Origin of the sequence: Pseudomonas rhodesiae (assembly GCF_013285305.1) — a bacterium.
In the GTDB taxonomy this organism is placed as follows: Bacteria; Pseudomonadota; Gammaproteobacteria; order Pseudomonadales; family Pseudomonadaceae; genus Aquipseudomonas; species Aquipseudomonas rhodesiae.
In genome coordinates this window covers 1,653,453-1,675,107 of record NZ_CP054205.1, presented here as the reverse complement: position 1 = coordinate 1,675,107, position 21,655 = coordinate 1,653,453, and the positions used below count along the sequence as shown (strand labels likewise).

The window sequence follows — 21,655 nt, the reverse complement described above, 5'->3', positions numbered from 1 at the left end:
ATGCTGCAATTCGAAAACGTTTCCACTTTCTACGGCAAGATCCAGGCCCTGCACAGCGTCAATGTGGAAGTACGCCAGGGCGAGATCGTCACCCTGATCGGCGCCAACGGTGCTGGCAAATCTACCCTGTTGATGACCTTGTGCGGTTCGCCACAGGCCTACAGCGGCAGCATCCGCTACATGGGTGAGGAACTGGTGGGCCAGCCGTCGTCGCAGATAATGCGCAAGAGCATTGCCGTGGTGCCGGAAGGCCGCCGGGTGTTTTCGCGCCTGACCGTGGAAGAAAACCTGGCCATGGGCGGGTTCTTCACCGACAAGGGCGACTACCAAGAGCAGATGGACAAGGTGCTGCACCTGTTCCCCCGGCTCAAGGAGCGCTTCAGCCAGCGCGGCGGCACCATGTCCGGCGGCGAGCAACAAATGCTTGCCATCGGTCGGGCGCTGATGAGCAAGCCCAAGTTGCTGCTGTTGGACGAACCGTCCCTGGGCCTGGCACCGATTATCATCCAGCAGATCTTCGACATCATCGAACAACTGCGCAAGGACGGTGTGACCGTGTTCCTGGTGGAACAGAACGCCAACCAGGCACTGAAAATCGCCGACCGTGCCTATGTGCTGGAAAACGGCCGGGTGGTGATGGAGGGCTCGGGCGAGCAGTTGTTGACCGATCCGAAAGTACGCGAGGCGTACCTGGGCGGTTAACACCCGGTTGCTACATGAACCGAGCTATCAATGTGGGAGGGGGCAACCCCTCCCACATTTTTTTTGCATTATTTGAAGTTAATTCTCCCGCCCCTGTAACGAACTGCGTCCTCCCGCCTCTAGTGGTGCAAGCAGGCATTCAAGCCCGCTCCTCAACCCACTGCTGGAGATAATTCAATGACCACCAAACTGTCCGCCACCGCGCTGATCCTCGCCCTTGGCTCGTCCCTGAGCCTGTCCGCCCTGACCACCACCGCCCACGCCGCCGACGACGTGAAATGCTATGGCATCGCGGAAGCCGGCAAGAACGATTGCGCCGCAGGCCCCGGCACTTCCTGCGCCGGCACTTCGAAAACCAAGGATCAGGCAAATGCCTGGAAACTGGTACCTGCCGGCACCTGTACCCAAACCCCTAGCACCACCTCGCCGACCGGTTTCGGCCAGGAAGCCGCGTTCGCCGCCAAGTCCTGAAACCCGGCCGCGCCTGAGTACTGACGATGACACCTATATTCGCGCACACGTCCTCACCGGCTCAGGCGCCCGGCCTGCCTGACCGAGCCGGGCTGGGGCTGAAACACGAGCACTTCATCGAAGTGCTCGAAACCTCCCCCGACCTCGGTTTTTTTGAAGTACACGCCGAGAACTACATGATGGCCGGCGGCCCGTTTCATCATTATTTGGGGCTGATCCGCGACCAGTACCCGCTGTCCTTGCACGGCGTGGGCCTGTCCATCGGCGGCGAAGGTTCGCTCAATCGCGAGCACCTGGCGCGCTTGGCCGCACTGATCGAGCGCTATCAACCTCAAGCCTTTTCCGAACACCTGGCTTGGTCCAGTCATGGCTCGGTGTTTCTCAATGACCTGCTGCCACTGGCTTACGACAGCGCCACCCTGCACCGCGTCTGTGAACATATTGACCAGGTACAAAGCACACTCAAGCGGCCCATGCTGCTGGAAAACCCATCGACTTATCTGCAATTGGAGCGTTCCACCCTGGCTGAAACCGACTTCATCACCGAGGTCATCCGTCGCACCGGTTGTGGGCTGCTGTTGGACGTCAACAATGTCTACGTCTCATGCATCAACCACCAACGTGATCCGTCTGCCTACATCGATGCACTGCCATTACAGGCCGTGGGCGAGATTCATCTGGCCGGGTTTGCCGAAGACACCGACAGCCTCGGCGATCGCCTGCTGATCGACGATCACGGCGCGCCCGTCGATAACGCCGTGTGGCAGTTGTATGAACAGGTGCTGGCGCGCATCGGCCCGATACCGACACTGATCGAACGCGACAATCAGGTGCCCGCATTGTCGGTGCTGCTGGCTGAAGCCCGGCATGCCGATTGGCTGTTAACGCAGGTGCGCCCATGAGCCATCAAGACACCTTCGCCAAGGCCTTGCTCGCGCCCGACCAAACCTGCCCAGACGGCCTGTTCAGTGGCAACGGCGCCGACCCGGCCAGCCGTTTCGCGGTGCATCGCAACACAGTGCACAACGGGTTGATCAACGCGCTGGCAGTGGCGTACCCGGTGACGCAGCTACTGGTGGGCGAAGCGTTCTTTCGAGCCATGGCCGGTCTCTACGTGCAGGCGTACCCGCCCACCAGCCCGCTGATCAGCGAATACGGCAGCACATTCGCCGACTTTATCCAGGGCTTCGAACCGGCGGCGAGCGTGCCTTACCTGGCGGATATCGCACGCTTGGAACGCCTGCGGGTCCGCGCGTACCACGCCGCCGATGACCGCCCGCTGGAGCCGCACACCGTACTTGCTGCCCTGCAGGCCCGCGCCGACCTCGGCACGGTGCGCCTACGGCTGCACCCCAGCGTCGCCACCCTGGCTTCGGCGTATGCCGTGGTCGCGGTGTGGGCGGCGCATCAGACCGAAGGCGGCCTGGCCGCCCTTGATCCCGGGCATGCCCAAAGCGCACTGGTCCTGCGCCAGGGCCTGGCAGTCAAAGTCTTCGCCATCGACGCAGGTTCAGTGGCCTTTATCCAGCGCCTTGCCCAGGGCGAAGCCTTGCAGACCGCCGTAGAACGGGCCCTGGAGGCCAGCAATGACTTCGACCTGCACCAATGCCTGACGCTGTTAATCAGCCATCACGCCATCACTCATTTACACCTGGACACAAAGGTATCGCCATGAACACCAGCACACAGTGCCTGATCAAACGGGCCATCCAGCTTTTTGAACAAATCCCTTACAGTCTGATCGCCTTCCTCGCGCGTTTTTCCATCGCCGCCGTGTTCTGGAAATCCGGGCAGACCAAGGTCCAGGGTTTTGCCATTGACCTGATCAACGGCACCTTCGAGCTGGGAGAGCCGCGCCTGGCGGCTTCGACGCTGCCGCTGTTTCGCAGCGAATACAAGGTGCCATTGCTGTCGCCGGAAGTGGCCGCGCACCTGGCCGCCTTCGCCGAGCATTTTTTCCCACTGCTGATCCTGCTGGGATTGGCCACGCGGTTCTCCGCACTGGCCCTGATCGGCATGACCCTGGTGATTCAACTGTTCGTCTACCCGGACGCTTATCCAACCCACGGCACCTGGCTCACCGTACTTTTGCTGCTGGCTGCCAAGGGGCCGGGGCGTCTGTCCATCGATCACCTGATCGCACGGCGCTACCGTTAAAGCCGGTCCAGAGCCTCGCCGCTGCGCTTGAACCACTCCACCAGGTAATCGGCCAGCACCTGGGTGCGGCGCGGCAGGCCGCCCTGGTAAGGGTGAACCAGATACATCGGCTGACTTCGCGTTTGATAATCGCGCAACAGCCAGCGTAAACGTCCGTCAGCCAGCTCTGCCGGCAGTACGTAGGACGGCAGACGGGCGATCCCCGCCCCCACCAGCGCGGCTTTTTTCAGCAGGTTGTAGTGATTGGAGGCGAAGGTGCCGCTGACCCGCACCCGCAGCAATTCGTGTTGCTGGTGGTACAGCCACTCTTCGCGGCCGCTGTAGTGGCTGTTGAGCAGGCAACGGTGCGTGGCCAAGTCCGCCGGGGTTCGCGGTTCGCCGTGCTGCTCCAGGTAGGCCGGGCTGGCGCAGGTCATTTCGTGCCAGGCCAGCAATGGTTTGGCGACAAGGCGCTCATCTTCAATCGCCCCCGAGCGCACGCCCAGATCGAAACCGTCCCGCGCCAGATCCCGGTAGCGGTTGTTCAGCTCCAGCTCGATCTGGACCTGCGGATAGCGCTCAGTGAACTCCAGCAGCACGCCATCGAAGAAGGTTTCCCCCAGGGAAACCGGCACCGTCATGCGCACCGGCCCCGCCAGGTCGTCCTTGAGTCGCGCCAGGGCCTGACGCGCCCGCTCCACCTGCACCACCAAGGCCTGGGCCTGGGGTAGCAACGCCGCGCCGGCGGCAGTCAGGCTGAGCCGGCGGGTGGTGCGGTGCAGCAACACCACGCTGAACTGCGCTTCCAACTGGCTGATGCGCTTGGACAGTTGCCCCTTGCTGCAACCCAGCTGTTCGGCAGCCAACGTAAAACTGCCCGCTTCGATCAACACGGCGAAGGCCGCCAGGTCATCCATTTCGCTCATGGATTGTTTCCATTTGAAAACCAAAGGTTGCCTATTAGCGCGTTTATCCCATGCAAAAGCCAGCCTAGACTGACCCTTCAATCAGCCCTTTAAGGAATAGCAACATGAGAATCCTATTGATTGGCGCCAACGGCACCGTCGGTTCAGCCGTCAAGGCAGAGCTGGCTCAACGTCACGAGGTGATCAGCATCGGCCGCAACAGCGGCGATTTCCAGGTGGACATCAGCGACAGCGCTTCCATCCGCAAGCTGTTCGAACAGACCGGCAACTTCGACGCCCTGATCTGCGCCGCCGGCAGCGTGAACTTCGCGGCGCTGGGCGAGATGCAGGACAGCGACTTCGAACTGGGCCTGCGTGACAAGCTCATGGGCCAGGTCAATCTGCTGCTGATCGGCCGCGAGTACGCCAACGATGGCGCCTCCTTTACGTTCACCAGCGGCATTCTCAACCGCGACCCGATTCGTACCGGCGCTTCGGCGGCCTTGGTCAACGGCGCAATCGATGGGTTTGTCAAAGCCGCCGCGATCGAATTGCCGCGCGGTCTGCGCGTCAACTCCGTGAGCCCGACGGTGCTGGTGGAAGCCATGGGCAGCTATGCGCCGTACTTCCGTGGCTACAAGCCGGTCACCGGTGCCGACGTGGCATTGGCCTACGCAAAAAGTGTCGAAGGCTTGCAGACCGGCCAGACCTTTATCGTGGGTTGACTGTAGTGTCTGTCAGAACTGCCTGAAGCTGGCGAGTGGGCTTGTGATGCAACGCCAGCCTGCGTAACGTGGCGGCACTTGCCTGGAGACCCTTTATGCGTGCCGCCCGTACCTTTGCCCTGTTCGCCTTGCTTCCTTTGTTCGCCGCTTGCCAGATGTTTGAAAGCGAGCCAGCCAAACCCTCCCTCGCCGGGTTGACCCGCATGCAGGGCGAACTCACGGCCGATGGCGGCAAACTGCTGTTCCAGCCGTGCAACGACAAGCGCACCTACGTGGTCAAGGACACCGGAGGTACCAGTATCCTGCAGGAAGCGGCAGCGCTGGCCGGACAGCAAGGGGCTTTGTTTGCCGACTTGCGTGGCAAGTTTTCCGGCGTGGCGGCCGGCGCCCAGGGCGAAGTGGAGCTGCAGCAGCTGTACCGCGTGGAACGTTCCACCGACGCCTGCAACGACCCGGACTTCAAACGCATGATCCTGCGCGCCAACGGCCACAAGCCGGCCTGGGCCCTGAACGTGGCGGCCAAGGGCATGGTGCTCGAACGCGAAGGCCAACCACCGCTGGCGGTGCCCTATGTGGAAGAACAGTTGGGCGACGGCCGTTTCAACCTGATGACCGAAGCCAATAACGAACACATCGAACTGTGGGTGGCCCCGCAACGCTGCGTGGACAGCGTCAGCGGCAGCCTGCAGCACATGAGCGCCGAATTGCGGATCAACGGTAAAGTCCAGCGTGGCTGCGCGGCTTTCGGCGGTTCGCGGGACGATTGATCGGCGCCCGCGCTGTTTTAGCATGACGGGATACCCAGGTTGGGGCTTATAATCGCCGGTTTGCAAAACCGCCGGCCTTACCAGACGCCGCACACCGGATCCCGTCATGTTACGAATCACCGAACTCAAGCTGCCCATCGACCATCCCGAAGAAGACCTGCGGCCTGCGATCGTGCAGCGCCTGGGCATCGCCAGTGATGACCTGCTCGATTTCACCCTCTTCAAACGCAGCTACGATGCGCGCAAGAAATCCTCGGAACTGTGCTTTATTTACACCATCGACCTGACCGTCAAAGGTGACGAAACCGCGCTACTGCGCAAGTTTGCCGATGACCGCAACGTCAACCCGGCGCCGGACGTCAGCTACAAAGTGGTCGGCCATGCCCCAGCCGATCTGGTGGAGCGGCCAGTGGTGGTCGGGTTCGGCCCATGCGGCATCTTTGCCGGGCTATTGCTGGCGCAGATGGGCTTCAAGCCGATCATCCTCGAACGCGGCAAGGAAGTGCGCCAACGCACCAAGGACACCTGGGGCCTATGGCGCAAAAGCGTGCTCAACCCCGAGTCCAACGTGCAGTTCGGTGAAGGCGGCGCCGGGACGTTTTCCGACGGCAAGCTGTACAGCCAGATCAAAGACCCGCAGTTCCACGGCCGCAAAGTGCTGCACGAGTTCGTCAAGGCCGGTGCGCCGGAAGAGATCCTCTACGTCAGCAAGCCCCATATCGGCACCTTCCGCCTGACCGGCGTGGTGGAAAATATGCGTCAGCAGATCATCGCCCTCGGCGGTGAAGTGCGCTTCGGGCAACGGGTGACCGACGTGCTGATCGAAGACGGCCAACTGAACGGCGTGGTGCTCGATGGCGGCGAGCAGGTTTTGTCCAAGCATGTGATCCTCGCCCTCGGCCACAGCGCCCGCGATACGTTCCGCATGCTGCACAGCCGTGGTGTGTACATGGAAGCCAAGCCGTTTTCGGTGGGCTTTCGTATCGAACACCCGCAGTCGTTGATCGACGCCGCACGCCTGGGTAAGTACGCCGGTCACCCGAAACTCGGCGCCGCCGACTACAAATTGGTGCACCACGCCAAGAACGGCCGTTCGGTCTACAGCTTCTGCATGTGCCCGGGCGGTACGGTGGTCGCCGCTACGTCCGAGCCGCACCGCGTGGTGACCAACGGCATGAGCCAGTACTCGCGTAACGAACGCAATGCCAACTCCGGCATCGTGGTCGGCATCACGCCGGAAGTGGATTACCCCGGCGGCCCGCTGGCCGGTATCGAGCTGCAGGAGCGCCTGGAATCCCACGCTTATGTTCTCGGTGGCAGCAACTACGAGGCACCGGCGCAACTGGTCGGCGACTTCATTGCGGGCAAGCCGTCCACCGCCCTGGGCAGCGTGGAACCGTCCTACAAACCGGGGGTGTCCCTGGGCGATCTGGCCTTGGCACTGCCGGACTTCGCCATCGAAGCGATTCGGGAAGCGTTGCCGGCGTTCGAGAAGCAGATCAAGGGGTACTCGCTGCACGATGCCGTGTTGACCGGTATCGAGACCCGCACCTCATCGCCGCTGCGGATTACTCGTAACGAATCGATGCAGAGCTTGAACGTAAAAGGTCTGTTTCCGGCCGGCGAAGGCGCGGGTTATGCCGGTGGGATTCTGTCGGCGGGCGTGGATGGGATCCGGATTGCCGAGGCATTGGCGCGGGATATGTTGGCCAGATGGGGCTGAAGCGGCAAGCGGCAAGCAACAAGCGGTAAGCAACAAGCGGCAAGCGGCAAGCGGCAAGCGGCAAGCGGCAAGTGCGTCTGCTCTGACTTGCCGCTGCTCTATTAAATATTCGCCCGCAGTACGCTGGCGGGCAGCGGTTCGCCGCGCTCCACACTGGCGGCAACGGCCGATATCAAAGCACCCAGTTCATACCCCTGCCCCGCGAGCCACGCCTGATCGTAATAGGTGGTGGCATAGCGCTCGCCACCGTCACATAGGATCGCTACGATCGAGCCCGACTCCCCCGCCGCTTTCATCTGCTGCGCGGCCATCAGCGCGCCGATCAGATTGGTCCCGCTGGACCCGCCGACGCGTCGTCCCAGGCGCTCGGCCAGGTAATGCATGGCGGCCAAGGACAGCGCATCCGGCACCTTGACCATCGCGTCGATGACTTTCGGTAGAAACGACGCCTCCACTCGTGGCCGGCCGATGCCTTCGATGCGCGAACCGCAATCCAGGCGCAGGCTAGCGTCGCCGCTCTGATAGAAGTCGAAGAACACCGAGCGTTCGGCATCGGCGCATAACACGCGGGTGCAATGCTGGCGATAGCGCACATAACGCCCCAGGGTGGCGGTGGTGCCGCCGGTGCCGGGGCTGGAAATCAGCCAGCTCGGCTCGGGGTGCTGCTCGAAGCGCATCTGCTGGAAGATCGACTCGGCAATATTGTTGTTCGCGCGCCAGTCGGTGGCACGTTCGGCATAGGTGAACTGGTCCATGAAGTGACCGCCGCTTTCCTGCGCCAGGCGTTCGGACTCGGCGTAAATCTGGGTCGGATCCTGCACCAAATGGCTCTTGCCACCGTAGAACGCGATCTGCGCGATTTTTTCCTGGGAGGTGGTGGCGGGCATGACCGCAATGAACGGCAAGCCGAGCAGCCGCGCAAAGTACGCCTCCGAAATCGCCGTGGAGCCGCTGGACGCTTCGATCACCGGCGCGCCCGGTTTGAGCCAGCCGTTACACAACGCATACAGAAATAACGAGCGCGCCAAACGATGTTTCAGGCTGCCGGTGGGGTGGCTGGACTCATCCTTGAAGTACAACTCGATCCCCGGCAGGCCCGGTAACGGCAGGGGAATCAGGTGGGTGTCGGCGCTGCGCTGGAAATCCGCTTCAATGATGCGAATGGCTTCGCGGGCCCAGGGGCGTTGGTCACTCATCGGGGGTGATCTCTCAAGGATTTTGAACGCAATCTTAGGATGTTTCCTACACTCCACACAGATACAGTGGGGACTCAATCAGACACACAATTGCTAGTGTTTGGCGCAATACCTTTGTCGACCGCTGCTTATAACAAATAAGAATATAACTTTTGTTTTAACAACTATCGGTACGGGTTAGGGTAGCCACCTATTGAACTTGGATTGGAGAGCATCCCTTGGCTCTGCGTAGCACGTTTACCCGTTTCTTTCAGCTTGAAGCCGCCAGTGGCCTGCTGCTGATCGCCGCTGCGGCGTTGGCGCTGATCGTCAACAACTCGCCGTTGTCGCACCTTTACGCCGCGTTTCTCGACGTGCCCGTGGTGGCGCAGGTCGGCGCCTTGCAAATCGCCAAGCCGGCCCTGCTGTGGATCAACGACGGCCTGATGGCCCTGTTCTTCCTGCTGATCGGCCTTGAGGTCAAGCGCGAGCTGCTCGACGGCCACCTGTCCAAGCCCTCCCAAGTGGTGCTGCCGGGCGCCGCGGCGATTGGCGGCATGGTGGTGCCGGCGCTGATTTACTGGGCCATTAACAAGGACTACCCCGCGGCACTTTCTGGCTGGGCGATCCCGATGGCCACCGACATTGCCTTCGCCCTCGGCGTACTGGCCCTGCTCGGCAAGCGTGTACCGGTGTCGTTGAAACTGTTTTTGATGACCTTGGCCATCATTGATGACCTGGGTGCGATCATTGTGATCGCCGTGTTCTATTCCACCGACCTGTCCGGTGCCGCCCTGGCCGGTGCGGGCGCATGCCTGTTGGCGTTGATTGCGATGAACCGTCTGGGGGTGATCAAGCTCGCGCCTTACCTGATCGTCGGGCTGATCCTGTGGGTATGCGTACTCAAGAGCGGCGTGCACGCCACGCTGGCCGGTGTGACCCTGGCATTCTGCATTCCGATGCGCACCAAGAACGCCGAGCCTTCGCCGTTGCTGACCCTGGAACACGCCCTGCACCCGTGGGTGGCCTACGGCATTCTGCCGCTGTTCGCCTTTGCCAACGCCGGCGTCTCCCTCACAGGTGTCAGCCTGGAAAGCTTTACCCACCATGTGCCGATGGGCATCGCCACCGGGCTGTTGATCGGTAAGACCGTCGGCGTGTTCGGCTTGACCTGGCTGGCCATCAAAACCGGCCTGGCCGCGCTGCCGGAAGGGGCCAACTGGGGCCAGGTATTCGGTGTGGCGATCCTGTGCGGTATCGGCTTCACCATGAGCCTGTTCGTCGGCTCCCTGGCGTTCGTACCAGGGGCCAGCGAGTTTGCCGGTGAAGACCGCATGGGCATTCTGACCGGGTCGATCCTGGCGGCCTGCATCGGCTATGCCGTGACCGCGATGGCGAGCCGCAAGAAAGCCTGATTACCCAAGTACACGGCGCACAAAAAACCCCAACCGGTGACCCGGTTGGGGTTTTTCTTTACCGCCTGATTAACCCTTAGCGGGTAACGCGGCTGGTACCGTCAACAGTCATGATGCGCACACGGTCGCCGATGCGGAAGATTTCATTTTCCTGCACGGCCTGGACGTAGGCGCGCATGCTGCCATCGTCTTCGCGCACGGTGATTTCGACACCTTGGGTACGGGTCAGACCTTCTTCGGTGGCCGAACCCAACAGGCCGCCGGCCACAGCACCGATCACCGCCGTGACGATACTGCCGCGACCGCCGCCGATGGCGCTGCCACCCACGCCGCCGATGACCGCGCCAGCAGCGCCGCCGATAGGGGTTTTGGTGCCTTCGATTTTCACCGGACGCAGGGATTCGATGGTACCCATGCGAACGGTCTGTACACGACGCGCTTCATCACGGGAGTACGAGTCGCCGGTCAGACTCGAGGCGCAGCCACCCAACAGCAGAGACAAGGTGGTAAAGCAGGCAACCAGTAAAACAGACTTACGCATAGCATCAACTCCAAAGGACAGGTATTCATTAAACGCTGCCGCTTGACGCCTGTCACGGCAAGCCCGGCAAAAAACTGCTTTCATTCAGCCTGAGTACAGACAGCCCGCACCAGACAACTCGACGAACGGTAGCACTGCCCTCCGTCTCAGGACATCCATGGACTATTTCATCATTCTAGTCACAACCCTTGCCGGTCTGTATTTCCACGCCTGGCTCTACGTGCGAATCAGGCGCTGGACTGACCGCGACCTGGCACTGTCGATGGCCGGTGACGATCCGCACAAACGCAGTTTTATGCTGCAGCAGCTGGAAAGCGCCCGCCAGCTGAAGATCAAACGCCGCGATTTGGCTGACTGGTTGAAGAACGCCGCCCAGCGCTACACGCCCGAAGCCTCTTTAACAGAGACTGCGGGGTGAAGGGCATCATTCAGCGTAAGTGACGAAAGGTGAAGCTCAGGGCGCCAGGCGCTCGCGGATCCACTGAGTATCTTGCAGGCGGTAGTTCAGACGGTCATGCAGGCGGCTGGCGCGGCCCTGCCAGAACTCGATGCGCTCGGGCAGCAGGCGATAGCCGCCCCAATGCTCGGGGCAATCGGGCTGGGTATCGCTGAAGCGCTGCTCGGTGACCTTGAGCAGTTCTTGCAGTTCTTCACGGTCACGGATCACCCGGCTCTGGGGCGAGGCCCAGGCACCCAAGCGGCTGCCCAGAGGGCGGACCTGGAAGTACGCGTCCGACTCTTGTGGCGTGACCTTGACCACCCGCCCTTCGATACGCACTTGGCGCTCCAGGCTCGGCCAGAAGAACGTCATGGCCGCAAACGGCCGCGCCGCGAGCTGCTGACCCTTGGCGCTTTCGTAGTTGGTAAAGAAGGTAAAGCCCTGGGTATCCAAGCCCTTGAGCAACAGGATACGGCAGTGCGGCCGCCCGTCCTGATCGACCGTGGCCAGGGTCATGGCATTGGCCTCTACCGGCGGCTGCTCGGTCTTCACCGCATCGGCAAACCACTGGTGAAACAGCGCAAACGGCTCGCTCGGGGCCTGGGCCTCGCTCAAACCGTCCCGTGTGTAGTCACGACGCATATCGGCCAGTGCCTGGGTCATGCGGCTTTATCCTTCTGGTTCAGCGGATCAGTTTTTTGCCTGGTCGTTGGTAGCCGGGGCAGCGGCCTTGGCTTTGGCTGGCGCAGGCTTCTTCGCGGCAGGCTTGGCAGGAGCCTTTTTGGCAGCAGGCTTGGCGGCGGCTTTCTTGGCAGCTGGTGCTTTCTTGGCCGGAGCCTTGGCAGCAGGAGCAGCCGGGGCTGGCGCGTTCTGCACTGCGACCATTTCAGCCACAGGCGGGGTTTTGCCCGAGTTGTACTTGCTCAACAGTGCCAGCATGGTGGTGCGCTGGGTAAACATGATTTCCATGCGACGGTTCAGAGCGCGGCCCTGGGTGCTGTCGTTGGCGGCGCGCGGCATCAGGTCGCCCATGCCACGCAGCATCAGGCGGTCCTGCTTGAGGCCGCTGAGGCTGAAGATCGAGGCGATGGACTGCGCACGCTCCTTGGTCAACGCCTGGCTGGCCGGGGCACTGCCGGTGGCATCAACGTGACCCAACACCAGCACGGCGGTTTTGGGATCGGATTCAACCGCTTTGGCCACACGGGTAAAAGGACCCAGGGTCACCGGCAACAACATCGCCGGGCGCTTAGGATTGTAGGAACCATCCACAGGGGCAATGACCACCAGCACGTTGTCGCGGCGTTCCAGTTGCAGGTTGCTGTCCTTGATGGCGGCACGCAGGCGCGGCTCATAGTCGTCCAACCAAGCCTGGGTGATTTTCGGATCGGGCATCTGCACGTTGGTCACATCGACCTTGGCCAGTGGCTTGGGCTTGCTTTCGAACGGCCACCACCAGTGAGTTTCGGTGTCGGCCTTGGCGACGGCCGGGGCCGGGGCCGGGGCCGGATCTGCGGCTTTGAGATCGGCTTTCAAGTCGGCCTTGGCATCGGCGGCCTTGGCATCAGTGTTCTTGGACGAAAATGGCCACCAGCTGGAACCGGTGTCGGCTTTGGCAACCGGTGCCGCAGTGGCAGGTGCCGGCGCAGGGGCAGCCGCGGTAGCTGGAGCGGCAGGCTTGGCGCCGGCGGCGGGTTTAGCGTCCGGTTTGGCATCGGTCTGGCTTACTGCGTCCTTGGCAGCCGTCTTATCCGATCCAAATGACCACCAATGCCCGCCTTCGGCATCATTTTGTGGAGTTTGTGCACATCCGGTAATAGTGAGGCAGAGCGCCAGAGCCAAGGACTTGTTCGATAACATGAGATATCCACAAAATGAGAAAAGAAACGGGGGTCTGTGTGACCCGTTAAACAGACGCTTACAGAACATTAAAGTTACATGATTTCGTTCAGCGCCTTTTATAGTTGCCTTTGTAACAAAAAATTGTGAAACGGCAAGGGTTTTACAGACAACCGGCCAATATTCTGACCAACTTCTGGGCACGCGGGTCCATAAGTACATAAGGGCCGAGTGTATTAGTCACGAAACCAAACGCTACATCATGTTCCGGATCGGCAAAACCCACCGAGCCGCCAGCCCCAGGATGGCCAAAGGCATGAGCGCCAAGGCCGAATGTAGCGTTGGGCAGTTGGGGTTGATCCAACATGCAGCCCAGGCCGAAGCGGGTTTGGGTCAATAAAGTTTTATCCGGTCCGATACTGTGTTCGCGAGTCAATTGTTCGAGCATGTCGGCTTCCAACAAACTACCGTCCAACAAACCACTATAAAAACCAGCCAGGCTACGTGCATTACCGTGACCATTTGCCGCTGGTTGCTGCATTCGCCGCCATTCGGGTTTATTAGTGCTGGTCAGAATAGACGGTGGGTTGGCAAATGCCCGCGCGGTCATGGAGGTAGGTTCACGCATCATTACTTGCAGTAAACGTTGCGCGGCTTCATCGCCCATATTGCCTTTGCTACGTGCTATATGGGCAACACGGTGAAACTGGTCATCGGCCAGCCCCACATGAAAGTCCAGCCCCAGCGGCTGCGCGACCCGCGCCACAATGGACTCGCCCGGCCCACGGCCATCGGCACGGCGCAGCAGTTCGCCCACCAGCCAGCCGTAGGTAATTGCCGCATAGCCATGGCCCTGGCCCGGTGTCCACCAAGGGGCCTCGGCGGCCAGGGTGTCGACCATCAGGTTCCAGTCATACAGCGCTTCGGCCGGCAGCATGTCGCGGATCGCCGGCAGCCCGGCCTGATGGCAGAGCAGTTGGCGCAGGGTGATGCTTTCTTTGCCGGCCGCCGCGAACTCCGGCCAGTACCGGGCGACCGGTACGTCCAATTGCAACTTGCCCTCGGCCACCAATTGCAGGGCCGTGACGGCGGTAAAGGTTTTGGTGCAAGAGAACAGGTTGACGAGCGTGTCGCTGTGCCAGGCCTCAGCCCCATCCTTGTCGGCGGTACCGGCCCACAGGTCGACGACGCTCTCACCGCCGATCTGAATGCACAGCGCCGCGCCACGCTCTTGCGGGTCATCGAACAGTGCGGCAAAGGCTTCACGTACCGCTTCGAACTGGAGCTCGTAATGACCCTGAATCTGCACCTAAGTCCCCTCGTAAAGCGCCATAAAAAGTGGCCGACATTGTTCCAGCCCTTGTGGGGTTTGTGAACCCGTCAGCCTCGAATCAATGACCGTTTCCAGCATGACCGCCGGCATGCCCGGCGCCCTGCCCCGGGCCTTTGCCTTCATGCCCTGGGCGCCCGCCCCCCTTCTCCTGAGGGTTTGCGGCGGCAGAGGCCTTTTCCGCTTCCTTGCCCAGTTGCTCGACCGCCGCCAGGTTGCTCTTGCGCACGCTCTCGACAAAGCCCTGGAACGGCATATCGGTGATGCCCACCAGACCGAAATGACCGTTTTCACCGTCCAGCAAACGCCCGGTCACGGGTTGGTCCAGGTACTGAAACCAATGCACGCCGACAATCGACGGCTCGGCCATGGCTTGCTTGAGGAAGTTGGCATACGCCGCGCCACGATCCTCTTCCCTGGTAAGTTGCGTCACACCGCCCCAGAACGGCCCGCGATCGGACGAGCCGAAGTTGAATTCGGTGATCAGCACCGGTTTATCCAGCGCACGCAAGGCGGCGAAGTCGTAACCGTCCTGGGGTTTGAGGGTGTACATATTGAAACTCAACACATCGCAATACTGGGCGCAGGACGCCACGGCCTCTGGCGTACTGACCGCAAAACGCCCGCCCAGCAGCAGTTGATTGGGGGCGTGCCATTTCAGCGAGTCGGAGATGGTCTTGAAGTACGCATCGGCGAAGGTTTTCTGGAAATATTTAAAGTCGGCCTCGATTTCGGGATGCGCTGGGTTGGGCATCGGCGGCTCAAAGCCAGGGTCTTCCATCAGCTCCCAACCGGCCAGTTCGATCCCCCAGGCTTTCGATAGGCCTTGCTCGTTGCGGTATTTGTCGCGCAATTGCTTGAGGAACGCCCGCTTGGCCGGCACATCGGTGGTCATGCGCAAGGTGCCGTAGGCCAGGGCATAGCGGGCCTTCGGATCGTCACCGGGGCCGGCCCAGGCCAGTTCGTTATCGGCGAAGAAGCCAATCAGCCAGGGGTCGTCGCGATGGTCGCGGGCTGCGATGGCCACGGCACGTTCGGTGGCCATGGCAAAGCGCGGGTCAAACGGATCGGGCATGCCACCCCACCAGTCGGTGCCAGTACTGATACTGGTGTAGTCGCCGACGATGGACAGCGGCAAGGTGTACGGCACACGGTCGGCGGTGGCCAGGTCCGGGTCGCTCCAATTGCCTACGGTGTTAAAGCCCCAAGCCTGCAGGCGGTCGAGGGTATGGCTGACCCAGCGTTTCTGGTCGAACCCTGCCGTGCCGTAGGCGCGTTCCAGGTTGGCGCCATAAAAATCGTACCAACGCCCAGCGCCGAAACTGCGACCCTCGCCCGAGCCGTTGCCGGTGCGGTGGTCCGCGCTGCCGTAATACTTGTCGAAAGGCTCGCCGGCCTTGGGCAAGGCGGCGAACATCCATTCGCGGCCGGCCACGTAAGTCTGGCTGTTATCCGGGGCTACGGTGTTCACACCGAGGGAATAGAACGGATGCCCCTGGGGCGTCACCAGGTACCAGCGGCCGTCGCGTTTTTCGGTGCGGAAAAAGCCGCTGGCGGTGAAAGCCGGGCCTTTGTTCCAGCCGCCGTAAGGGTCCAGTGCGGATTTGTCCCGGGTGGCCAGCCAACCCTGCAATTGTTGCTGCTCCTTGACGGCGGCAGCCTTGAGCTGTTCGTCGCTGCTGACCTTTTCCGGCCAGCGCGCACGGGTGGATTGACCATAGGCATCCACCAGTTCGCTGTAGGCCGCTTTGATCACCGGCTCCACATCCTGCACGCCGAAGCGCTCCACCAGGATGCTCTGGGCCACGTTGGGCTTGTGCATCGACACGGTCACCGAGACCACCTGGCTGCGGTCGATCTCGCCGGCGCTGCTGGCCAGCAGCACACGTTGGCCGTTCACACTGATCGGCATCGGTGGGCCGGCCTTCATGCCCTGGCTCAGTGGGGAATTGGCTTGCAGCGGGATCAGCAAGGTCTGGGCAGGGCCGGCCGGCAGGTCGATGCGGCTGGTCAACGTGCGGCCATCATTGCTTTGCACCTTGACGTACAGGGTCAACGCCCAGTCCATGGCGCTCTGGATACGCAGGCTCACGGCTGCGGACTGCGACCAGTCCCACGCTCCGCTTTGCGGGCTGAGCACCAGGCTCGGTTCGGCCGCCGGGTTGAAGGTGACGCGGCGCAGCACCTCGCCTTCGGGCGTTTGCTCGGCATTGTATTGGGGCAGGCTGGCGTCCTGGGTCGCCACCTTGACCACATCGGCAGGTCGGACGAAGTTGAACAGTGTTTGTTGCCCATCTGGCGCGGCCATTAAAGGCGCCGCGAACAGCAAGGCAAAAAGAGCGGGCAGCGTGCGAATCATACGAGCAAGGATCTCCCTGACGGCCGATGGATGGCCTGTGATGACGGTGACGAGATAGACCACAAAGTGGGCGAATTCGCCCACGGTGGCTTAAGAAATTTCGCGCCGGAACGGCGGCAACGCATTAAGGATAGCCTTGCCATAGCGTTGGGTGACCAGACGCCGGTCAAGCAAGGTGATGGTGCCCCGGTCCTGTTCGGTTCGCAGTAGGCGACCGCAGGCCTGCACCAGCTTCAGCGAGGCATCCGGCACCGAGATCTCCATGAACGGGTTGCCGCCCCGCGCTTCGATCCACTCGGCCAGCGCCGCTTCGACCGGATCATCCGGCACCGAGAACGGGATCTTGGCGATCACGACGTGCTCGCAATAGGCCCCCGGCAAGTCCACACCCTCGGCGAAACTCGCCAGGCCGAACAACACGCTGGAATCACCACCGTCCACCCGCGCCTTGTGCTTGTTGAGGGTTTCCTGCTTGGACAGGTTGCCCTGGATAAACACCTGCTTGCGCCAGTCGCGGTCCAGGCCGTCGAACACGTCCTGCATCTGCTTGCGCGATGAAAACAGCACCAGGGTGCCCCGGGAGCCTTCGACCAGCTCCGGCAGGTCGCGGATGATCGCCGCGGTGTGGGCCGCCGCGTCCCGTGGGTCGGCCCTGAGGTCCGGCACCCGCAGCACGCCGGCATCGGCATGGTGGAACGGGCTCGGCACCACGGCAGTAACGGCCTTTTTCGGCAACCCGGCGCGCATGCGGAAACGATCGAACGTGCCCAACGCGGTCAGGGTGGCCGATGTCACCAAGGCACCGTAGGCCACATTCCACAGGTTGCGCCGCAGCATCTCGGCGGCCAGGATCGGGCTGGCGTTGACCTCGATATCGAACAGGGCGCCGCTTTCGGCCAGGGTCAGCCAACGCGCCATGGGCGGGTTGTCTTCCGGGTCTTCTACGGTGAAGGCGGTCCACAACTCCCAGTTGCCCTGGGCACGGGACAGCAGGCTGCCGAACAACGGGTACCACTCCTCGGCCTGGTTGCTGGCGATGCCGATATTGACCTCGCCATCCATGCCTTCCTTGAGCAGGTCGGTGAGGCGGGTGAACAGATCGGTCAGGCGTGAAAAGCCCTTCTTCAACTCGATGCCCATTTCGCGCATGTGCTCGGGAATCAGACCGCCGACGAAGCGGTGACGTGGCCGCTCGCGGCCTTCCACGTCTTCGCCGGGCTTGAAGTCGGCCACCTGCTCGCAGGCGCTGAACATGAACTGCTGCTGGGTCTTGATCTCCCGCGCCAGCTCCGGCACCTGTTCGATCAGCTTGCCCAGGTCGCCGGGCAGCGGGTGTTGGGCCAGCAGCTTGGTGAGGTTCTTGGCGGTGGATTCCAGCCAATCGGCAGTGGAACGCAGCCGCGTGTAATGGGCGAAGTGGCCGATGGCCTTGTCGGGCAGGTGGTGGCCTTCGTCGAAGACGTACAGTGTGTCGCGCGGATCGGGCAACACCGCACCGCCGCCCAGCGCCAGGTCGGCCAGCACCATGTCGTGGTTGGTGACGATCACGTCGACCTTGCCCATGCCTTCGCGAGCTTTATAGAAGGCGCATTGACCGAAGTTCGGGCAATGACGGTTGGTGCACTGGCTATGATCGGTGGTCAGGCGTGCCCAGTCGGCATCCTCCAGGGCAGTGGGCCAACTGTCGCGGTCGCCGTCCCACTTATTGCCGGCCAGTTTTTCGATCATGCTGGTAAAAAGCTTCTGGCTGGCCTCATCGACTTCGATCTTGAAGCCTTCTTCTTCGAACAGCTGCGCGGTGGCGGTTTGCGCGTGACCTTCCTGCAACAGCACGTCTAGCTTGGACAGGCACATATAGCGGCCACGCCCTTTGGCCAGGGCGAACGTGAAGTTCAGGCCGCTGTTGCGCATCAGGTCGGGCAGGTCCTTGTAGACGATTTGCTCTTGCAGGGCGACCGTGGCGGTGGCGATTACCAGGCGTTTACCGGCGGCCTTGGCAGTTGGGATCGCGGCCAAGCTGTAGGCCACGGTCTTGCCGGTGCCGGTGCCGGCCTCGACGGCCACGACCGCTGGCTCGCCTTCGCGGCGGCCTTCGTCGTCGGTGTCGATATCCCCGAGGACTTTTGCCACTTCGGCGATCATCAGGCGTTGGCCGTAGCGCGGTTTCAAGCTCTTGGCTTCGAGAAAACGCGTGTAGGCGCCCTGGATCGTGGTTTTGAGTTCAGTGCTGATCATGAATAGTCGGGCGCAAAAAACGCTGGATAAATTTTCAGTGGTTCGGATCGGCGGCTATCATACCCCGCTAATTAATCCCGCGCAGAACGGAGTACCGCAATGACCGTCTTTAGCCTCGCTTACACCTTGCATGTCCTGGCCGCCCTGGTGTGGGTCGGCGGTATGTTTTTCGCCTGGATGATCCTGCGCCCCGCCGCTGTGGCGGCACTTGAAGGCCCTGCCCGGCTCAAGTTGTGGGCGAATGTGTTTCAACGTTTTTTCGTGTGGGTCTGGGTGGCGGTGCTGATTTTGCCGATCAGCGGTGTCGGCCTGTTGCATCTGCGCTTCAATGGGTTTGAAACCGCGCCACGTTATGTGCAGGTGATGATGGGCCTGTATCTGGTGATGACCGCATTGTTTATCCGCATCCAGGCGTTGAAATTCCCGGCGCTGCGCACGGCGGTGACGGCCGAGGACTGGCCGGCGGGCGCCACGGCCCTGGGGCAGATTCGCACATTGGTGGGGATCAACTTGATCGTGGGGCTGGTGGTGGTGGCGATTGCTTCGGCGCGACCGATGTTCTAAACGGCAAGCCTGGGCTTGCCGATTGAGGTGGGGGCACGTCAGAGCCGTTCAATAGTGACGGCACCCGCCGGCCCGGCCGGCCCTGGCTGCCCTTCCAAGCCTGGGCGGCCTTTTTCGCCGCCATCGGCGCGGTACACCAAACAGCCCTTGGATTGCCCGCCCTTACCCGGTTTGCCTGCCGTGCCCGCCAGGCCGCCCGGGCCGCCATCGACCCACACCTTGATCTGCTGGGCCGGAAAGTCTTTCGGCAACTGCACTCGCACCTGCGCACCCGACGCGCCTGGCAAGCCATCGCCGCCGTTATCGCCATTGGCGCCGCGCCCAGCCGCGCCCCAGGTGCAGCCGGGGTCTTCGCCGTTGGCACCATCCAGACCGGCGTAGCCTTGGGCTCCGGCACCGCCACGGGCATCCACCGAGAGTTCTTCAGCCGTCAGGGCATTGATGCGCAAATTCAGGTCACGTCCGGGCTTAGCAGGTTTTTCGTGAGTGCCGGGAGCGCCGCGCGAGGTGATCTGACTGCCGTGATCCAATTGCGCATGGCGCACCTGCAATTGCAGCGCGGTGTTGCCGGGCACAATGGCAATACGCGCGTCGCGGCCCAGGTGCAGCTCGTCCACGCTGACCTGGCTGATGGTGGCCGGAACCAGCAAGGTGCCGTAGTCCGCCACGTCCAGGCGCTCCAACTGCAACACACTGGTACTGCTGGGCAGGCGCATCAGTGAGTTGGTTTCCACACTGACGCTCTGGGCCACGGCAATGGGGCTGACCAACAGGGCCAACAGAAAAACCTTACGCATCATGGGGCTCCTGAGTGTTTTCAAATTTTTCTTTGGACGCACAGTAACGACTTCTACCGGCGCTTTGCCAGTGAAGGATCAAAAAACTTGAGAACGCAGCGATGCAGATCGGCAATGCCCCTGTGGGTCCCACAGGGGCAAGGGCTGTCAGCGGTTGATTTGGATTTCCGTACGGCGATTCAGCGCACGACCTTCGGCCGTTTTATTGTCGGCGACTGGATGGCTCTCGCCTGCCCCGGTGACCGAGACAAAACTGCTGCGCGGCACGCCGGCACTGATCAGGTATTCGGTGACCGAATGGGCGCGTTTTTCCGAGAGTTTCTGGTTGTAGGCATCTTTACCGACACTGTCGGTGTGCCCGCTGACACGCAACTGGGCGTTCGGTGCTTCCTGTTTAAGGCGCGTGGCAATGGTGTCGAGCTTGGTTTTATCCGCTGCCGTCAACTTGGCCGAATCGAATTGGAAGTGTACGTCGCGAATCACGATGGTTTCTTCCTTGACCACCACCACTTCCTCGACCACTGCTGCTTGCGGCGCGGGCGGGCAGCCATTGGCATCGACCGGCACGCCTTTAGGGGTGCCGGGGCACTTGTCGCGGCTGTCCGGCACGCCGTCGCCATCCTCGTCGCCATCGCCATGCACCCAGCAATAGGCGCCGGCCAGACCACCGACCAGCAACGCACCGCCGCCGGCCCATGACGAACTTTCGGTGGCGCCCAACGCCGCGCCTGTCACACCGCCTACGGCGGCACAGGTGGGCCAGTCGGTTTTTTGCAAGCCTGCGCAACCTGTCAATACTCCGGTTAGCAGAACCAAGGGTAGAGCTGTCCGCATGATGCTCATCTGATTTCTCCTGAGGGGATCGGCGAAGGCCGATGGATGCAGTTAAGACCGCTCTTTTCAACTGCGCCACTGCGTCACACCCCCGTATTTATTAAGGATGAGGGCTCAGCCGGGACTTTTCTCCACCACCCGCTCTAGGCCCGCACGTTCAGCCGCGCTAGTCTCTAGGGTTCTGATGTGAGGATCTGTGATGACCGCTGGTAATTCTGCCCGTACACCCCAGCAAGCCCTGGCTGCCTTGCTCGACCTGCACTCGCCCCAACGCCTGCTGGTGCTGGGCGCCAGCCGGTTCCCGGCACTGGACGCTTTTGAAAAGGCGCATCCGCGGAGCCAGGTGTCTTTCGCCGCGCCCGGCGCGCTGCCCGCAGACCTGGCCGCCCAGCGTTTTGACCTGGCGCTGGTGGTCGATTGCCTGGAGCACCTGTCAAAACCGCAAGGGCTGACCCTGCTCGGCGGCATCCGCAACCTCAATGCCAGCCGCATCGCCGTGCTGGTGGACCTGGCCGCCTGCGACTGGAAGGACACTGACTTCTTCTCCCTGGCACTACAGGCCGGCGAGCGTTTCCAGCGCGACGAGCAGGTGTTGACCCTGTTCACCTACGATCTGCTTGACTATAAACAGGTGCCCGACTGGCTCAATGCCCGGTTCTGGGCCAACCCGGAAAATTTCGGAAAGTATTGGTGGTGAT

General features: G+C 61.9%; 22 protein-coding genes. 12 read left to right on the top strand and 10 right to left on the bottom strand.

What is annotated here, in order from left to right:
• From HRH33_RS07505 to HRH33_RS07485, 5 genes are all read left to right on the top strand, one after another.
• Positions 1 to 702 (top strand): ABC transporter ATP-binding protein, encoded by a 702-nt coding sequence (locus HRH33_RS07505; protein WP_167416458.1) that lies wholly within the window; start codon positions 1 to 3, stop codon positions 700 to 702.
• Between the two features lie 177 nt (positions 703 to 879).
• Positions 880 to 1,173: a BufA1 family periplasmic bufferin-type metallophore gene (gene bufA1 / locus HRH33_RS07500; RefSeq protein ID WP_167416457.1), complete on the top strand. Its 294-nt coding sequence runs from the start codon at positions 880 to 882 to the stop codon at positions 1,171 to 1,173.
• Positions 1,174 to 1,199: 26 nt separating this feature from the next.
• A complete protein-coding gene (gene bufB / locus HRH33_RS07495) occupies positions 1,200 to 2,075 on the top strand; it encodes an MNIO family bufferin maturase (protein WP_167416456.1) in 876 nt (291 codons plus the stop codon).
• Entirely contained in the window at positions 2,072 to 2,848 is a 777-nt protein-coding gene (locus HRH33_RS07490; protein ID WP_167416455.1) for an HvfC/BufC N-terminal domain-containing protein, read from the top strand. Before bufB ends, HRH33_RS07490 begins: the two co-directional genes overlap by 4 nt.
• On the top strand, positions 2,845 to 3,330 hold the full coding sequence (locus HRH33_RS07485) for a DoxX family protein (RefSeq protein ID WP_167416454.1): 486 nt from the start codon (positions 2,845 to 2,847) through the stop codon (positions 3,328 to 3,330). The genes HRH33_RS07490 and HRH33_RS07485 overlap by 4 nt, the downstream gene beginning before the upstream one ends.
• Here HRH33_RS07485 and HRH33_RS07480 read toward each other — a convergent pair.
• Positions 3,327 to 4,235, bottom strand: coding sequence for a LysR family transcriptional regulator (locus HRH33_RS07480; protein ID WP_034096291.1), 909 nt, complete (start codon positions 4,233 to 4,235; stop codon positions 3,327 to 3,329). The genes HRH33_RS07485 and HRH33_RS07480 overlap by 4 nt on opposite strands.
• A 104-nt stretch (positions 4,236 to 4,339) precedes the next feature.
• On the opposite strand from HRH33_RS07480, the gene HRH33_RS07475 reads away from it, so the two are divergent.
• The 3 genes from HRH33_RS07475 to HRH33_RS07465 all read left to right on the top strand — a co-directional run bounded on the left by HRH33_RS07475 (position 4,340) and on the right by HRH33_RS07465 (position 7,429).
• The gene (locus HRH33_RS07475) at positions 4,340 to 4,939 is read left to right on the top strand and encodes a short chain dehydrogenase (protein WP_167416453.1); all 600 of its coding nucleotides are present in this window, start codon (positions 4,340 to 4,342) and stop codon (positions 4,937 to 4,939) included.
• Between the two features lie 95 nt (positions 4,940 to 5,034).
• A complete protein-coding gene (locus tag HRH33_RS07470; protein ID WP_123480519.1) occupies positions 5,035 to 5,706 on the top strand; it encodes a COG3650 family protein in 672 nt (223 codons plus the stop codon).
• Between the two features lie 106 nt (positions 5,707 to 5,812).
• The gene (locus tag HRH33_RS07465; RefSeq protein WP_167416452.1) at positions 5,813 to 7,429 is read left to right on the top strand and encodes an NAD(P)/FAD-dependent oxidoreductase; all 1,617 of its coding nucleotides are present in this window, start codon (positions 5,813 to 5,815) and stop codon (positions 7,427 to 7,429) included.
• Between the two features lie 101 nt (positions 7,430 to 7,530).
• Here the strand turns inward: HRH33_RS07465 and HRH33_RS07460 are convergent, their stop codons facing one another.
• Positions 7,531 to 8,625: a PLP-dependent cysteine synthase family protein gene (locus tag HRH33_RS07460; protein ID WP_094064726.1), complete on the bottom strand. Its 1,095-nt coding sequence runs from the start codon at positions 8,623 to 8,625 to the stop codon at positions 7,531 to 7,533.
• Positions 8,626 to 8,843: 218 nt separating this feature from the next.
• Between HRH33_RS07460 and nhaA the strand changes: the two genes are divergently transcribed.
• Complete coding sequence (nhaA, locus tag HRH33_RS07455) at positions 8,844 to 10,019, top strand: Na+/H+ antiporter NhaA (RefSeq protein ID WP_034096286.1); 1,176 nt, start codon at positions 8,844 to 8,846, stop codon at positions 10,017 to 10,019.
• Between the two features lie 76 nt (positions 10,020 to 10,095).
• Here nhaA and HRH33_RS07450 read toward each other — a convergent pair whose 3' ends face one another.
• A complete protein-coding gene (locus tag HRH33_RS07450) occupies positions 10,096 to 10,560 on the bottom strand; it encodes an outer membrane lipoprotein (protein WP_003189251.1) in 465 nt (154 codons plus the stop codon).
• Between the two features lie 157 nt (positions 10,561 to 10,717).
• On the opposite strand from HRH33_RS07450, the gene HRH33_RS07445 reads away from it, so the two are divergent.
• Positions 10,718 to 10,978 carry a hypothetical protein gene (locus HRH33_RS07445; RefSeq protein WP_034137270.1) on the top strand — a complete coding sequence of 87 codons (261 nt, stop codon included), beginning with the start codon at positions 10,718 to 10,720 and terminating at the stop codon, positions 10,976 to 10,978.
• Between the two features lie 36 nt (positions 10,979 to 11,014).
• On the opposite strand, the gene pdxH is transcribed toward HRH33_RS07445, so the two are convergent.
• From pdxH to dinG, 5 genes are all read right to left on the bottom strand, one after another.
• Positions 11,015 to 11,662, bottom strand: a complete 648-nt coding sequence (pdxH, locus tag HRH33_RS07440) for a pyridoxamine 5'-phosphate oxidase (RefSeq protein ID WP_034112207.1) — start codon at positions 11,660 to 11,662, stop codon at positions 11,015 to 11,017.
• A gap of 27 nt (positions 11,663 to 11,689) precedes the next feature.
• The gene (locus HRH33_RS07435; RefSeq protein WP_167416451.1) at positions 11,690 to 12,859 is read right to left on the bottom strand and encodes an OmpA family protein; all 1,170 of its coding nucleotides are present in this window, start codon (positions 12,857 to 12,859) and stop codon (positions 11,690 to 11,692) included.
• A 142-nt stretch (positions 12,860 to 13,001) separates the two neighbouring features.
• Positions 13,002 to 14,147, bottom strand: coding sequence for an EstA family serine hydrolase (locus HRH33_RS07430; protein ID WP_034096282.1), 1,146 nt, complete (start codon positions 14,145 to 14,147; stop codon positions 13,002 to 13,004).
• An 82-nt stretch (positions 14,148 to 14,229) separates the two neighbouring features.
• On the bottom strand, positions 14,230 to 16,527 hold the full coding sequence (locus tag HRH33_RS07425) for a beta-galactosidase (protein ID WP_123480524.1): 2,298 nt from the start codon (positions 16,525 to 16,527) through the stop codon (positions 14,230 to 14,232).
• A gap of 90 nt (positions 16,528 to 16,617) precedes the next feature.
• The gene (gene dinG, locus HRH33_RS07420; protein WP_034096280.1) at positions 16,618 to 18,762 is read right to left on the bottom strand and encodes an ATP-dependent DNA helicase DinG; all 2,145 of its coding nucleotides are present in this window, start codon (positions 18,760 to 18,762) and stop codon (positions 16,618 to 16,620) included.
• Between the two features lie 99 nt (positions 18,763 to 18,861).
• Between dinG and HRH33_RS07415 the strand changes: the two genes are divergently transcribed.
• Complete coding sequence (locus tag HRH33_RS07415; RefSeq protein ID WP_167416450.1) at positions 18,862 to 19,326, top strand: CopD family protein; 465 nt, start codon at positions 18,862 to 18,864, stop codon at positions 19,324 to 19,326.
• Positions 19,327 to 19,364: 38 nt separating this feature from the next.
• Here the strand turns inward: HRH33_RS07415 and HRH33_RS07410 are convergent, their stop codons facing one another.
• Both HRH33_RS07410 and HRH33_RS07405 read right to left on the bottom strand, forming a co-directional pair.
• A complete protein-coding gene (locus HRH33_RS07410; protein WP_094064731.1) occupies positions 19,365 to 20,123 on the bottom strand; it encodes a hypothetical protein in 759 nt (252 codons plus the stop codon).
• A gap of 147 nt (positions 20,124 to 20,270) precedes the next feature.
• Positions 20,271 to 20,966, bottom strand: a complete 696-nt coding sequence (locus tag HRH33_RS07405; RefSeq protein WP_094064732.1) for a PA1041 family peptidoglycan-binding anchor lipoprotein — start codon at positions 20,964 to 20,966, stop codon at positions 20,271 to 20,273.
• 190 nt (positions 20,967 to 21,156) lie between these two features.
• On the opposite strand from HRH33_RS07405, the gene HRH33_RS07400 reads away from it, so the two are divergent.
• Entirely contained in the window at positions 21,157 to 21,654 is a 498-nt protein-coding gene (locus HRH33_RS07400; protein ID WP_094064733.1) for a DUF6231 family protein, read from the top strand.
• Position 21,655 lies beyond the last annotated feature (1 nt).